The sequence below is a fragment of the Bacillus pumilus genome (genome assembly GCF_003431975.1).
Taxonomy (GTDB): domain Bacteria; phylum Bacillota; class Bacilli; order Bacillales; family Bacillaceae; genus Bacillus; species Bacillus pumilus_N.
Genome location: NZ_CP027116.1, coordinates 1,455,927 through 1,470,819, shown reverse-complemented (window position 1 = coordinate 1,470,819; position 14,893 = coordinate 1,455,927). Strand labels below are relative to the sequence as shown.

The window sequence follows — 14,893 nt, the reverse complement described above, 5'->3', positions numbered from 1 at the left end:
TCACACCATTCCCATTAAATATACAACGGTAAAGATGAAGACCCACACAACATCAATGAAGTGCCAATACAGACTTGCCACATAATATTTCGGCGCATTGTACAAATCAAGTCCGCGCCTCATATTTCGAATCATAAGAGCGGTAATCCAGCAAAGTCCGAAGGCGACGTGAGCCCCGTGAGTTCCAACAAGTGTATAGAAGGAAGAACCAAGAGCTGAGCTGGTAATGGTAAATTCATACTCATGCACATAATGATAGAACTCGTAAATCTCAACCCCTAGAAATGAAGCACCTAATAGCACAGTCACGCCAAGCCACAGCTGCATCTTTTTAAAGGCAAAGTTTTTCATATGATACATTGCATACACACTCGTTAAACTGCTCGTCAGTAGAAGCATCGTGGCAATAAAAACAAGTGTGAGATCAAACATATCAGTGGTTTTTGCTCCGCCTGCATTTGAGTTTTTCAGCGCCAAATAAGTGGCAAAGAGCGATGCAAACAGAACGGTTTCTCCCCCAAGAAACAACCAGAACCCGACAAACTTATTCTTCCCTTCTAATGTAGCTTTCTCAGGAGAAGCCGGAAAAGTTTCTGCTGTCATTTTTTGTGGTTCCATTATGCTTTCACCCCTTTATCATCGTCATCGGTCAGATCTTCTTTGTGAATATGGTACCCATGATCATCTTTAAGAGAGCGAACCAGCATGGTCGCAAATGTAATGCCAAGACCAATGAGAATCACTGGAAGCCCCCAGCTGTGCTCTTGACGATACATGAAGCCAAACGCTGACACAAATAGACCGAATGAGATAATGACAGGTAAAATGGAATTATTCGGCATGTGAATATCATCGAGCGGTTCAGATGCTGTCATTCCTTTTTTACCGTCCATTTTTTCAATCCATAATGGATCTAGTCCTCTGACAAGTGGCAGCTGTTTAAAGTTATATTCTGGAGGAGGTGAAGACACTGCCCATTCAAGCGTTCTTCCATCTCCCCAAGGATCGCCCGATACACGCTCCCCTTTCGCTGTCGTCCAGATGACGTTAATCAACAGGATGACAACAGCTACAAACATAAACAGTGCCCCAATCGTACTGACCAAGTTCCCAAGGTCTAACCCCTGACCTGGCAGGAATGTAAAGACTCGGCGCGGCATGCCCCAAAGACCGAGGAAATGCTGGATAAAGAAGGTTAAATGGAAACCGATGAAAAATAGCACAAAGCTAATTTTCCCAAGCTTCTCATTTAGTATTTTTCCAAACATCTTCGGCCACCAGTAATGCACACCAGCTAAAATACCGAATACCACACCGCCAATAATGACGTAGTGGAAATGCGCCACAACAAAGTACGTATCATGGAACTGATAATCCGCTGCAGCTGCTGCAAGCATGACTCCGGTTACCCCGCCAAGTAAAAATGACGGTATAAAGGCAACGGAATACAGCATCGGCGTTGTAAACTTTACATTACCGCCCCATATGGTGAGTAGCCAGTTAAATACTTTAATTCCTGTCGGCACTGCAATCGCCATCGTGGCGACAGCAAAGATTGCATTGGCAATCGGACCAAGTCCTGTTGTGAACATGTGATGCGCCCACACCATGAATCCGAGGAAACCAATTAATACTGTAGCAAACACCATGGACGAATAACCAAACAACCTTTTCCTCGCAAACACTGGAATGATTTCAGAGAATATTCCGAATGCTGGCAGGATTAAGATATAAACTTCTGGGTGTCCGAAAATCCAGAACAAATGCTCCCAGATGATTGTATTTCCGCCGAGCTCTGGATTGAAAAAGCTCGTATCAAACATTCTATCAAGCATCAGCATCGCAAGCCCTGCTGTAAGCGGCGGGAATGCGAATAAAATCAATGCCGAGGCGACAAATGTCGTCCAAGTAAAGAGCGGCATTCTCATATACGTCATACCAGGTGTTCTCATATTAATAATCGTTGCAAGAAAGTTGATTCCGGCAATCAGCGTCCCAATCCCCGCTATCTGCAACCCTAAAATATAGAAATCCATGCCGTGCCCTTCTGAATTCAGCGTGAGCGAAGCATATGCAGTCCAGCCTGCATCAGGTGCCCCGCCCATAAACCATCCAAGGTTTAAGAAAATTCCTCCGAAAAAGAATAGCCAAAAACCAAGTGAATTCACAAACGGAAACGCTACGTCACGTGCACCAATTTGAATGGGTACAACCGCATTCATTAATGCAAATAAAAGCGGCATTGCTGCAAGGAAAATCATCGTTGTTCCATGCATCGTCATGACTTCATTATAGAACCCTGCACTTACAAAATCATTTTCAGGGATGGCTAGCTGAATACGGATAATCATCGCTTCCAGGCCGCCAATTAAAAAGAAAAATCCCCCTGCCACTAAATATAGTACGGCAATTTTTTTGTGGTCAACCGTCGTCAAGTAATCCCATAAGACAGCGCCAAACCCCCGCTTTTTAGCTATTGTACTCACCATGAAATCCCCCTCTTATCTCCCATTTGCCCCTTTTCATATAGATGTCTATCTTAATTTTACACAGACTGTGTCTGACAGATGGCTACTTCTTGGTTGTAGAGACATATTCGGGAGCTCTTAACAAAAACTTCACATTGTTTACATGCCCTCTTGCATTCGCTTGAGTCGTTACTCTATTTTAAGACCCTTTAAATACTCGTAGAGTGCATCTGCTTCTGAGTCATCTAATTTAGGGTACGTCCCTGTCATCTTATTCCCTGGTTTAAAGCTCTCTGGATCTTTCAGCCATGCTTTCACATTTTCTTTGTTCATGTCTTTGATTCCAGCTACTTTCGTTCGCTCTCCAAAAGTCGCAAGGTTTGGTGCCGTCCTTGCCGCTTCCGGACGTTCGTCCCCAGGCTCTACTGCGTGACAGCTCAAGCAGTTTTTCTCTTTAAATAATTTTTCACCCTCTAGGGCGAGATCTTTTGTGGATGTAGGCTTCTTGTAATCCGCCATTTTTTTCGTCCATCCTAAAAACTCATCTTGAGAAAGCGTTTTAACTTTAAAGTCCATTAAAGCATGTGAAGGACCACAAAGCTCTGCACATTTCCCGTAAAAATATTCTCCTGCATCTTTCGTTCGTTTTGAATCAAAGGTTAAATAAAATTTGTTTTCATTGTCTGTGTTAGTATCAATTTTACCGCCAGCCGATGGAACCCAGAAAGAGTGTTTCACGTCAGATGCTTTCAGCTTAAAGTACACCTTTTGATCCGTCGGTACAATCAATTCCTGACTTGTGACAATTCCATAGTCAGGGTATTCAAATTCCCACCAATACAAGCTGGCTCTTACATTGACAACAAGTGTCTTTTCAGGATCTCGTTTTTTCTTATCCATTGCGCTTGTATCCCCTAGTTCAAGCGTATATGCCACAACAGGTACAACGAGAATAATGAGGAGAAGAATTGGAATCGCTGTCCACGTAATTTCTAGGTTACGGTTCCCTTCCACCTGCTTTGGAATCGTATCTTCTCCTACTTTAGAACGTTTGAATTTAATGATGACGTAAAAGAAAATGATCGATACAACAATGACGACAAGAACCATAATGAGTGTACTCAGTACCGTTAGGAAAAATTGTTTATCTGCTACTTCCCCAACTGGTTTGAGTGTTGATAAGTATGGTTCACCACAGCCCGCTAACACGAGCGTCAGTAAGAGAAACAGTGAATAAACACGCCATTTTCTTATCATAATTTGTCCCAACCCCTTTTGCTTGATCTCCTTTGCCTTTCACTTTTTACCTCTTATTTATAAAATCACTCTTCACCCATCTATAACCCCCGCCTCTTATAAAAGCACTTACATTTCCTCTTTTCATAAAAAAATGATGTTTTTACTCAAAATACCATCTATGTATAAACAGAAAGCCGCCTAAATAGAACTGAATATCAGGCGGCTTTCATAGTTGTTAGAAAATGTTGTGTTATAAGATATAGCCATTGTTTTGATGTGATCAAAGTGTATTTTACTCTAGAATAGTGTAATAATAATCATCGCAACGAAAAAAATGGTTAAGTAGTTTAATGAATAAACGAACATGAGCGTTGACCACTTCATGACGTCTTTCATTTTAAAGCCCATAAGGCCAATGACGAGCCATCCAATGTTCAGCAATGTGCCAAGTGCGACAATCGGCCAGCCTAATCCACCTAAGAAAAATGGAAGTGGGAGAAGACATGCTGTCCAAATGATGATTTGGCGCTTCGTGACTTCAAAGCCATAAACAACTGGTAGCATTGGAATGCCGGCTTTACGGTAATCTTCCGTTTTCTTAATCGCAAGTGACAAGAAGTGAGGGATTTGCCAAATGAACATAATCATAAACAAAACCCAAGCCGTTGTGTCAATTGTACCTGTGACAGCTGTCCAGCCGATTAATGGCGGCACCGCACCAGATACACTTCCAATGACAGTATTGATGGTGTAATGACGTTTAGACCACATGGTGTAAAGAACCGCATAAGTAAAGACTCCAATAAATCCAATCACCGCTGATGTTATAGTGGTCATCAGAAGCATAATGAGTCCAAGCACAACAAGCAAAATGCCAAATGCATACGCTTGCCCCGGCTGAATCTTACCTGTAACCGTCGGTCTTGTTTTTGTTCTTTCCATTAATATATCAATATCACGGTCGAACGCATTATTAATTGCGCATGAACCGGCAATAATAAGAGAAGAACCAATCATTGTTAACAGCACAATATCAAGATTCCCTAGGAAACTCATACCTGTAAAATAAAAAGCAAGCCACATTCCAGTAAATGTTGTAATGAAGTTGGAATTGACGATGCCCATTTTAATCAGAGCGAGAAAATCTTTCCAAGCTGTTGTTTCTTCTATTTGTCCATGAATAGCTGCTTCCGCAACTGTTTTGGAATTTGCCAATGTGTATAACCTCCCTTGCCCAAACCTTCAAACGTACAAATGAAACGTAAAATCGTTACAACTCTATCATACAAGATAAACAGCTGTAAAAAAACATCCTATTAAATAATAAACGACAATCTTGAAGTTATTTGTGAACTTTTCGTGAATTTATTAGGATAGATATGTGTTTCAGAAGGCGGTGCAAAATGAAATATTCTCTCCTCTATTTCTATCAGACTGTCAAAGAAAGATCAAGCACTCTAAATCTGTAAACTTTGTGAACTAACATATCATTTTTTTGTGAACTTTGGTCATTATGAATTGCAACAGAACACGCATTTGGCTTAAACTTGAGAGCATGTGAGGTTTTCATTTAGATCAGAAGTTTTTTAGAGAAGGTGAAATAATTTGATGAAATTTGCTTTAAGGTTATTGAGCGTGATCACAACGTTTGTGATGCTGATCGTTCTGATTGGCGGTGCGCTTGTGACGAAAACCGGCTCGGGTCTTGGATGCGGCCGGCAGTGGCCTCTTTGTCACGGTCGTTTCTTTCCTGAAATGAACCCTGCTTCCATTATCGAATGGAGTCACCGCATGTCAACAGGGGTTTCCACCATTCTTGTACTGGCTCTGGCGATCTTATGCTGGAAAAAAATCAGTCCAGTATTCCGTGAAACCAAATTTTTGGTCATCATGTCCATTATATTCTTACTGCTTCAAGCGCTTTTAGGTGCTCTTGCCGTCGTTTTTGGTTCTAACGCACTTGTGATGGCACTGCACTTCGGTATTTCACTCATTTCTTTTGCTTCAGTATTACTGCTTGCGCTTCTTGTATTTGAGGCAACCAGATCTGAAACAAAGCTTGTGAAGCCGCTTCATATCGGCAAAAGAATGCAGTTCCATATTTATGGTTTGATCACCTACACGTATATCGTCGTGTATACGGGTGCTTATGTAAGACATACAAAGTCAAGCCTTGCTTGTTCTGTCTTCCCGTTTTGTTCAAAAGACGGTGCACTTCCAGCGTACTTTAATCAGTGGGTTCAAATGTCTCACCGGGCAGCAGCACTTCTTTTATTCGCCTGGATATTTGTTGCAATGTTCCATGCCATAAAGCACTATAAAGAACAGAAGCAGCTGTATTATGGCTGGATTATTTCAGCCATTCTGATTACACTTCAAGCCATCTCAGGTGTCATGTCTGTTTATTCTCACCTTGCGCTTGGTTATGCGCTCGCTCATTCATTCTTTATTTCCTGTTTATTCGGGGTACTATGTTACTTCTGCTTACTCATCGCTCGGTTTAAATATGAAAGCAAAGAGCCTTTTAGATAAAAATCTGTATCCCCCTTTCATGTAGAGGGGGATTTTTTATTGTTGTTTTGCTTCTTCGAATAGTGAGATGGCCTTTTTGCGCATTTGCTGATGATCAACTGTCGGAAGCGGGTATGTATCACCTAGCACACATCCCGATTTCAGTTGTTCATCTATCGACATTTTACTTGGTTCATGAATCCATTTTTCATCGACATGCTCTAGCTCTGGTACATATTTTCTAATATAATCCCCGCTCGAATCAAATCGCTTTGACTGGGTCGTTGGGTTAAAAATGCGGAAGTACGGTACGGCATCTGTCCCGACAGAGGCAGCCCACTGAAATCCTCCGATATTTGAAGCCTCATCATAATCCACCAGCTTTTTTGCAAAATAGCCTTCGCCCTTTCTCCAATCAATCAAATAATCCTTTGTTAGAAATGAGGCTGTGACCATTCGCAAGCGATTATGCATCCAGCCCTCCTCATTTAGCTGTCTCATTCCTGCATCAACGAGCGGGAAGCCTGTTTCACCTTTACACCATGCATCAAACAGCACCTCATCTTCATTCCATTTCATTTCTTGAAACGCCGAATTGATTTCTTTATCTTTCATCTCTGGATGATGTGCATAAATCATATGATAAAAATCACGCCACGCCAGCTCTTTCGTAAATGTTTCCCTACCCTCGTCTTCAAATAGGGCTTCTTCATGAATTGCATGAAAGACCGTTCGAATCGAAATAGTGCCAGTTTTTAAGAAACGTGACAGCTTGCTCGTGCCAAAAACAGACGGAATATCTCGCTTTTCATGATAACGCGCTAGCCTTTTTTGAATAAAATGATGCAACGTGTTCATCGCCATATCTGAACCGATTTGATCAAATTTTCTAGAACATCCCTTGATGATGTCGCGCAGCTTGTCATTCCCTTTTTGTGATAGTGATTCATCACAAAGCGTATGCTCGCTGCTGAAAAATGATTTGTCAACTTTTATCACAGGCTGCTTCTCTTGCTTCCGCCATGCTTGATAGTATGGGGTAAACACTTGATAATGCGAGCCATCTGCTTTTAAAATATCTCTCGCCCCGTGAAGATGTGTATCTTGCCACTTTGACACATGAATGCCCTTTTCTTCTAAGAAACGGGTTACTTGATCATCACGTTTTCGACCATTTCCTACTTCGTCCTCATTAAAAAAGACCGCATGGATGTCATAGGCATCCATGAGCTTCTGAAAGGCGGACAAAATATCATCATGAAACAGATGAAGATACATTTGAGATTCTCTCGCTTCCTTGACGAAATGGGCCAAGCTTTGAAAGAAATGCTCGTTGTTTATATCCAACTCCATTTCAGTAAAAAACGGATCTAGATGATAAAGAGCCAACAATTTGTACTCATGTTTTTTTGCATATGTGATCGCTTTTGATAAGGCGATATGATCATCCAATCGCAGATCTCGGCGAAACCAAATCACGACAATTTCCAACTTTCTTCACCTCACTCTATAGTGTAATCACTCTTTTAGCCTGCTGCACATTTTAATGCGCTCAAAAAAGACACATCATGATGATGTGTCTCAGATTGTTGACAAAGGGCTAAAATGATGTTTATTTTAGCCCTTTGTCTTCTTTTCAGCGTGATAGAAAACCTTTGAAGTCTAGGAAGGGCGAGCACCGGAACGGAGCGAATTTGACATTCGTGAGTACCAGCGCGCAGACCTGACAAAGAATGCGGGGGTTTGTCTACACGCGGAGACACATCATGATGATGTGTCTCACTTCTTATTCAGGCTTTAAGACAATCAGCAGATCACCGGTTTGAATCGGTTCTCCATTAGTTACATGTATTTCATCTACGACCGCAGAGAATGGTGCTTGTACAGTCGTTTCCATTTTCATAGCTTCATTGATCATCAAATGCTCACCTTGCGAGATTTTCTGTCCTTTTTCCACGAGCACTTTGATGACAGTGCCTGGCATTGATGCGGCAATGTGATTTGGATTAGAACGATCCGCCTTCATTTTTTCTTGAACCGAGGATTTAATGCTTTCATCCTTAATGACCACTTCACGCGGCTGGCCATTTAACTCAAAGTAAATCACTCTTGTGGCATCTGGGTTCGGTTCTCCAATTGACACGAGTTTGACAATCAAGGTTTTACCTTTTTCGATTTCTACCTCAATCTCTTCACCAAGCCTCATCCCGTAGAAGAACGTTGGTGTGTCAAGAACAGAAATGTCCCCATAATTTTCTGCTGTTTGGACAAATTCAGAAAAGACTTTTGGATATAAGGCATACGCAATCGCGTCTTGCTCTGTCAGCGTCAGATCATGAGACTCTTTAAACTGCTGCTTAATAGCTTCAAAGTCCACTGGCTTCAGCTTCTCACCAGGTCTGACAGTGAGCGGTTCTTCCCCTTTTAAAATCAGCTTTTGTAACTTTTCAGGGAATCCGCCATGAGGCTGGCCTAAATAGCCTTTAAATAGTTCCACAACAGAATCAGGGAAGTCTAAAGTTGCTCCTTTTTCATAGACATCTTCCTCTGTTAGATCATTTTGCACCATATAAAGTGCCATATCTCCGACTACTTTAGAGGATGGTGTCACTTTCACAATATCTCCAAACATGTCATTGACACGTCTGTACATTGTCTTCACTTCGTTCCAGCGGTCGCCAAGTCCGACACCTTTCGCCTGCTGCTGCAAGTTACTATACTGACCGCCAGGCATTTCGTGCTCATAAATTTCTGTATGAGGCGAATTCATGCCGCTTTCGAACTCATGATAGTATTTTCTAACGGAATCCCAGTATTGAGAAAGTTGTTCGACAGATTGGACGTTCATGTCTGGCTTTCTTTTATGCCCATCTAAAGCATAGTACAGTGAGCTTGCGCTTGGCTGAGATGTGAGTCCTGCCATAGAGCTGACAGCCACATCGACAATATCAACGCCTGCATCAATTGCTCTTGCATAGGTGAACAGTCCATTTCCACTCGTATCATGTGTATGGAGATGGATAGGGATCGTGAGCTCATCTTTTAAAGCAGAGACTAGCTCATAAGCTGCCTGCGGCTTTAATAAACCTGCCATATCTTTAATTCCTAAAATATGCGCACCGGCAGATTCCAGTTCTTTCGCAAGAGAGACATAGTACCCAAGATCATATTTCGCACGAGATGGATCAAGAATATCCCCCGTATAACAAATGGCTGCCTCTGCCACTTTACCTGATTCACGTACAGAATCAATGGCAAGTGTCATGCCTTTGACCCAGTTTAAGCTATCAAAAATCCGGAACACGTCAATGCCTGCCTCTGCCGACTCCTTTACAAATGCTTTAATCACGTTATCCGCATAGTTTGTATATCCAACAGCGTTTGAGGATCTTAAAAGCATTTGGAACAGCGTGTTTGGCACTTCCTGACGGAGCTCTTTTAATCGTGCCCAAGGATCTTCTTTTAAGAAACGGTATGCAACATCAAATGTAGCACCGCCCCACATCTCCATACTAAACAGCTCTGGCCATAAACCTGCTGTCGGCTTGGCCACTTTCTTTAAATCATGTGTCCTGAAGCGTGTCGCAAGCAGAGACTGATGCGCATCCCTAAAGGTTGTATCTGTTAAAAGGACGCTTTCTTGCTCTTTCACCCAATTGGCAAGACCCTCAGGTCCGTGCGTGTCTAACAATTGTTTTGTCCCAGATGGAATCTCTTGCTGTAGTGAAAGTTTCGGTACAACGGGCTTGTCAAAATGAGGCTTCTTTTTCTCCGCAATACCAGGGAACCCATTAATGGTCACGTTACCAATATAAGTCAGCATCTTCGTTCCACGGTCTTTTTGCTTAGGGAAATTAAATAGCTCTGGTGTCGAATCGATAAACGACGTATCGTATTCCCCTTTTAGAAACTTCTCATGCTTTGCCACGTTTTCAAGAAACGGAATGTTTGTTTTAATCCCACGAATCCTGAATTCTTGTAAATTTCGGACCATCTTAGCAGCCGCTTGATCAAATGTGAGCGCCCATGTAGACAGCTTGACCAATAGTGAATCGTAATAAGGTGTAATGACTGCACCTTGGAAGCTGTTACCCGTATCAAGTCGTACACCAAATCCACCGCCTGAGCGGTAGGCCATAATTTTCCCAGTATCCGGCATAAAGTCATTTAAAGGATCTTCTGTTGTGACCCTTGATTGAATGGCAAAGCCATGTGTGAAAATATCTTCTTGCTTTGGTATACCGACTTCCTTGCTGTGAAGGTCATGACCCTGCGCGACAAGAATTTGGGTTTGGACGATATCGACACCAGTGATCATTTCTGTGATCGTATGTTCTACCTGTACCCTTGGATTGACTTCAATAAAGTAAAACTCTCCATTTGCGACAAGGAATTCTACAGTCCCTGCATTGATATACGTAACATTTTGGGCAAGCTGAACAGCCGCTTCACAAATATCTTCACGCAATTGATCTGTAAGAGATACACTTGGCGCCACTTCAATGACCTTTTGATGCCGCCTTTGAACAGAGCAGTCACGCTCATATAAATGAATGATATTGCCGTGATTGTCGCCAATCACCTGCACCTCGATATGTTTCGGATTTTCAATCAGTTTCTCAACGTACACTTCGTCATTTCCAAAAGCAGCTTTTGCCTCTGACTTCGCACGGTCATAAGCTTCCTTCAGCTCCTCTTTCGATCTGACAATCCGCATACCTCGGCCACCGCCGCCTAGTGAAGCTTTAATAATAAACGGGTAACCGTATTCTTCACCGAATTTTTCGACTTCTTGAACCGAATCGACTGGTCCGTCACTTCCTGGAATGACCGGAATGCCAGCTTTTTTCGCTTCATCTCTTGCTTTTACTTTATCTCCAAACATATCTAAGTGCTGAGAAGTTGGACCGATAAATTGAATGCCTTCCTCTTCGCATCGTCTTGCAAAATGAATGTTTTCAGATAAAAATCCGTAACCTGGATGGATGGCATCCACGTCATTTCGTTTTGCAATTTCGATGATCCCCTCGATATCGAGGTAGGCATCAATCGGTTTTTTCCCTTCTCCAACTAGATATGCTTCATCTGCTTTATAGCGATGATAAGAGCCCGAGTCTTCTTTGGAGTAAATGGCCACTGTACGTAAATTGAGCTCCGTACAGGCCCTGAAGACTCTGATAGCAATTTCCCCTCTGTTTGCAACTAGAACCTTTTGAATTGTTCTCTGTGACATTTCTCACTCCTCCATATCCCTTAAAATTTTATATGTACTCTATAATAAAGGAAGAAATGAAAACTGTACACTTTTGTTTCCTAAAGATTCAAAGTTTTCTGGAATCCATTTTTTTGAACTGATGGTTTGCTCATTGATTTTTTCTTTTTATAACGCTCTTTATATTCAGTAAACATGCTGATGTTCAGCAATATTCCCATACACCCGCTAAGTAAAATGATGGACGACCCCCCGTAACTGATAAACGGTAGTGTGACTCCTGTAATCGGAATTAGTCCTGAAACTCCGCCTAAATTGATGCATGTTTGGATCGCAATCATGGAGGAAATTCCTATTGCAAGCAAACTTCCAAATGGATCTTCACACTTTCTTGCAATATAAAAACCTTTTACAACGATGAAGCCAAGGAGAGCGAGTACAAAAAACACACCGAAAAAGCCAAGCTCTTCTGAAATAATTGCCATAATAAAATCTGTGTGCGGCTCTGGGAGGTATCCGTATTTTTGAACACTTTCTCCTAAACCTAGTCCAAAGAAGCCGCCTGATCCAATGGCATAATAGGAATTAATCAATTGATGCCCAGTAGCGCCTGCATCTTTAAATGGATCCTGGAAGCTCTCAAAACGACCGAGACGATTTTGCGTGAAAATTTTATCCCAAAAAAGAATAATAAACGGTGTCACAACGACCATTACAGCACTAAATAGCGCCAGCAGCTTTGCAAGTGTTTTCCCGCTAAACCCTGAGCATAAAATCATGGCAAGGGCAATCATGCCAATAATAAAGGCTGTCCCATAGTCTGGCTGCAACATGATAAACCCGCATAAGATCGAGACAATCACGATAGGAGGTGTAACTCCTCTTAAAATATGATCAATATAATGCTGCTTTTTTGCATACACAGCAGCAAGATAGATAATGACGACAATCTTCACAAATTCCGCTGGCTGAAGACTAAATGGGCCTATTTTGATCCAGCTTCTTGCGTTCCCTGCAATATGACCGCCAAAGTACACATAGATGAGTGAAAACACTGATAGCAGCAGCATACCGATCTGAAATTTCTTATTTGAAAACAGCTGGTATGGAACTAGTGCCGTAAAAAGCAAGATGACCGTTCCAACAATCATAAATAAAAGCTGTTTCTTAAAAAAGTTATCTGGCGCGGCATCGTATCTGATCACAGATGTTATCATACTTGAGCTATACACCATCACCAAACCGAATGCGCTAATTAAGATAATGGCGAACAATAATGAGTAGTCATACGATTTTAGCATTCTCTTTAACATATAATCCTCTTCCTAACGTCTATTTCTACTGGTTGATATCCTCTTAGCTGTTCTTATTCTACTACATTTTCTCCGTTTGATCCCGTTTTACCTCTTTTATATTGTTCGTCATTCATGAAAGAATCAAGTCCGTTTGACATCAATCAATGAAAAGAAAAGAGAGGACAAAAAAACTCAAACTTAGGTTGTAGAAGTTTGAGTTTTTAAACATTATTTTTTTGTGAACGCATCATGAAGTGCTGAAAGCTCTCTCTCAAGTTTATCGAGTAGTTTCTTACCTTCATGTTGATCAACTAATCCAAGCCGGACAGCAAAATCAATTTCTCTTGATAATCCGAACATTTGAGTATCTAAAACCTCTTCATAAAGAGGACATTGCGGCATCGTTAAGTTGTCCATTTGCACTTGGATCAATTTTAAAATTTTATCTGCATCCAATTTTAATAAAGCCAGTGCTTTTTGCCGATGATCGACTAAAATTTCTGACGCCAAAAGTATCCCTCCGTTCCCCAGGCGAGTACCTAATTCTTCTATTTATCATAAAGCGAAACGCCCAAAATTGCAAGCAGATTTGTACAGTTCGCTTTGTAAAAATAAAAAGAAGCCTTCCTTCATTAAAAGATACTCATCTCATATTTTTCACTCATAAGCTCAAGCAGCTTAATTCCAGCAATACTATTTCCTTTATCATCCAAAGCAGGTCCGAATATACCGATCCCAAAATCATATGGTGCCGCACCCATAATCCCGCCTGAGACACCGCTTTTAGCAGGAATTCCGATGTTAATGGCAAATTCTCCGCTTGCATTGTACATTCCGCACGTCACCATAAAGGTTTTACAAATTCTAGCGACATCTTTCGAAAGAATCTGCTTTCCTGTCTCTGGATGCCTTCCGTCTAATGAAAAAACGCAAGCAATTTTCGCCAAATCCAAGCTGTTCATCATGATGGCACATTGCTTCGTATAGACGTCCATGACTTCTTCTACGTTCCCTCTAATAATATGATATTGCTTCATATAATAGCACATCGCTCGGTTAATCATAGATGTTTCAAATTCAGATGCAGCTGTTTCCTTGCAGTATGTAATGCTTTTGTCATTTGCAAGCTCTCTAATGAAGCCAAGCAAACGGTTCAGCTGATCTTGCGGAGTCGCTCCTCTGATCAAACTCGTGACTGCCAGCGCTCCAGCATTAATCATTGGATTCAGCGGCTTATTTGGGCTTGCTGTCTCCAGTTTGATCATCGAATTAAACGGGTCACCTGTTGGTTCTTGTCCAACAAATTGAAAAACTTTTTTTGGCCCTTCTTCTGAAAGCACGAGCGCAAGTGCCAATACTTTTGAAATGCTTTGAAGGGTAAACCGCTTATCTACATCTCCTGCCGAGTGACACGTATTACTTACATGATACACAGCCACAGATAAATCCGTCTGATCCGCTTTGCCGAGAGCGGGAATATAGGATGCTACTTTACCGTCTTTGGCCACTTTTTTTGCTTCTTCTACAAATCGCTGAAGCTCTTCATTGTCGCGACATGCCATGCCCAATACACTCCCTATCTTTCATGTAAGATTAGTGTGTACAAGGTGCAGCATGTTTATGAAAGTGACAAAGTGAGCGAAAACTTCTATAATTTATGTTGGAAAGGGGTTGTCTTGAACATGAGCATCATTCAAATCAAGGGGAACGTACAATACAAGATCACCATTGATCCAAGTGTATGGATTTTTGATGACCGTAAATTTTTAATGGATTCATTCTTTGAAAAAAGTGCAGCAAACGAAGAGAATGAACTAGATCAGGAGCTTGACCAAGAGCGGGTTATAAGAGAGGGTCAAACACTTCCACCTACATTAAAAACAGAGAAGAAGTATGAAAAGGAAAGACTCGTCACAGGCAGCTTCGGGATGAAGCTTGGCGACATGCTGAATAATGCTAAACCGCTTGAACATGCGGATACATGCGAATTCATCACAAATACAGGCACGATTGCTGTGCCGCTTTCTCAAGCAGTGGAGAGCATAGCTCATTTCAGCCAAAATGGTAAGCCTATCACAGAAGAAGGACCCATCCACGTCTATTTCGCGGATCAGTCCAACCTCACTCAGCCAATAAAAGGTGTCAAAGAGATGATCATTACATAAGTC

11 protein-coding genes are annotated in these 14,893 nt (G+C 41.6%); 2 read left to right on the top strand and 9 right to left on the bottom strand.

Features of this window, described 5'->3' with window-relative positions; translation table 11 throughout:
• The 4 genes from ctaE to cyoE all read right to left on the bottom strand — a co-directional run bounded on the left by ctaE (window position 1) and on the right by cyoE (window position 4,922).
• A complete protein-coding gene (gene ctaE, locus C5695_RS07485) occupies window positions 1-618 on the bottom strand; it encodes a cytochrome c oxidase subunit III (RefSeq protein WP_410369207.1) in 618 nt (205 codons plus the stop codon).
• Window positions 618-2,489, bottom strand: coding sequence for a cytochrome c oxidase subunit I (gene ctaD / locus C5695_RS07480; protein ID WP_044142010.1), 1,872 nt, complete (start codon window positions 2,487-2,489; stop codon window positions 618-620). The genes ctaE and ctaD overlap by 1 nt, the downstream gene beginning before the upstream one ends.
• A gap of 168 nt (window positions 2,490-2,657) precedes the next feature.
• Window positions 2,658-3,725 carry a cytochrome c oxidase subunit II gene (coxB, locus tag C5695_RS07475; protein WP_117730188.1) on the bottom strand — a complete coding sequence of 356 codons (1,068 nt, stop codon included), beginning with the start codon at window positions 3,723-3,725 and terminating at the stop codon, window positions 2,658-2,660.
• Window positions 3,726-4,004: 279 nt separating this feature from the next.
• The gene (gene cyoE / locus C5695_RS07470; RefSeq protein WP_117730187.1) at window positions 4,005-4,922 is read right to left on the bottom strand and encodes a heme o synthase; all 918 of its coding nucleotides are present in this window, start codon (window positions 4,920-4,922) and stop codon (window positions 4,005-4,007) included.
• Between the two features lie 393 nt (window positions 4,923-5,315).
• Here cyoE and C5695_RS07465 point away from each other — a divergent pair, with 393 nt between their 5' ends.
• A complete protein-coding gene (locus C5695_RS07465; protein ID WP_117730186.1) occupies window positions 5,316-6,239 on the top strand; it encodes a COX15/CtaA family protein in 924 nt (307 codons plus the stop codon).
• A 36-nt stretch (window positions 6,240-6,275) separates the two neighbouring features.
• On the opposite strand, the gene C5695_RS07460 is transcribed toward C5695_RS07465, so the two are convergent.
• From C5695_RS07460 to glsA, 5 genes are all read right to left on the bottom strand, one after another.
• Entirely contained in the window at window positions 6,276-7,709 is a 1,434-nt protein-coding gene (locus C5695_RS07460; protein WP_117730185.1) for a cryptochrome/photolyase family protein, read from the bottom strand.
• Between the two features lie 295 nt (window positions 7,710-8,004).
• The gene (pyc, locus tag C5695_RS07450) at window positions 8,005-11,451 is read right to left on the bottom strand and encodes a pyruvate carboxylase (RefSeq protein ID WP_117730184.1); all 3,447 of its coding nucleotides are present in this window, start codon (window positions 11,449-11,451) and stop codon (window positions 8,005-8,007) included.
• A gap of 80 nt (window positions 11,452-11,531) precedes the next feature.
• The gene (ftsW, locus tag C5695_RS07445) at window positions 11,532-12,743 is read right to left on the bottom strand and encodes a putative lipid II flippase FtsW (protein WP_117730183.1); all 1,212 of its coding nucleotides are present in this window, start codon (window positions 12,741-12,743) and stop codon (window positions 11,532-11,534) included.
• Between the two features lie 210 nt (window positions 12,744-12,953).
• A complete protein-coding gene (locus C5695_RS07440) occupies window positions 12,954-13,235 on the bottom strand; it encodes an Fpa/YlaN family protein (RefSeq protein ID WP_003212509.1) in 282 nt (93 codons plus the stop codon).
• Window positions 13,236-13,357: 122 nt separating this feature from the next.
• Window positions 13,358-14,287, bottom strand: coding sequence for a glutaminase A (gene glsA, locus C5695_RS07435; protein ID WP_117730182.1), 930 nt, complete (start codon window positions 14,285-14,287; stop codon window positions 13,358-13,360).
• 120 nt (window positions 14,288-14,407) lie between these two features.
• On the opposite strand from glsA, the gene C5695_RS07430 reads away from it, so the two are divergent.
• Complete coding sequence (locus tag C5695_RS07430) at window positions 14,408-14,890, top strand: peptidyl-prolyl cis-trans isomerase (protein WP_117730181.1); 483 nt, start codon at window positions 14,408-14,410, stop codon at window positions 14,888-14,890.
• The last annotated feature ends 3 nt before the right edge of the window (window positions 14,891-14,893 follow it).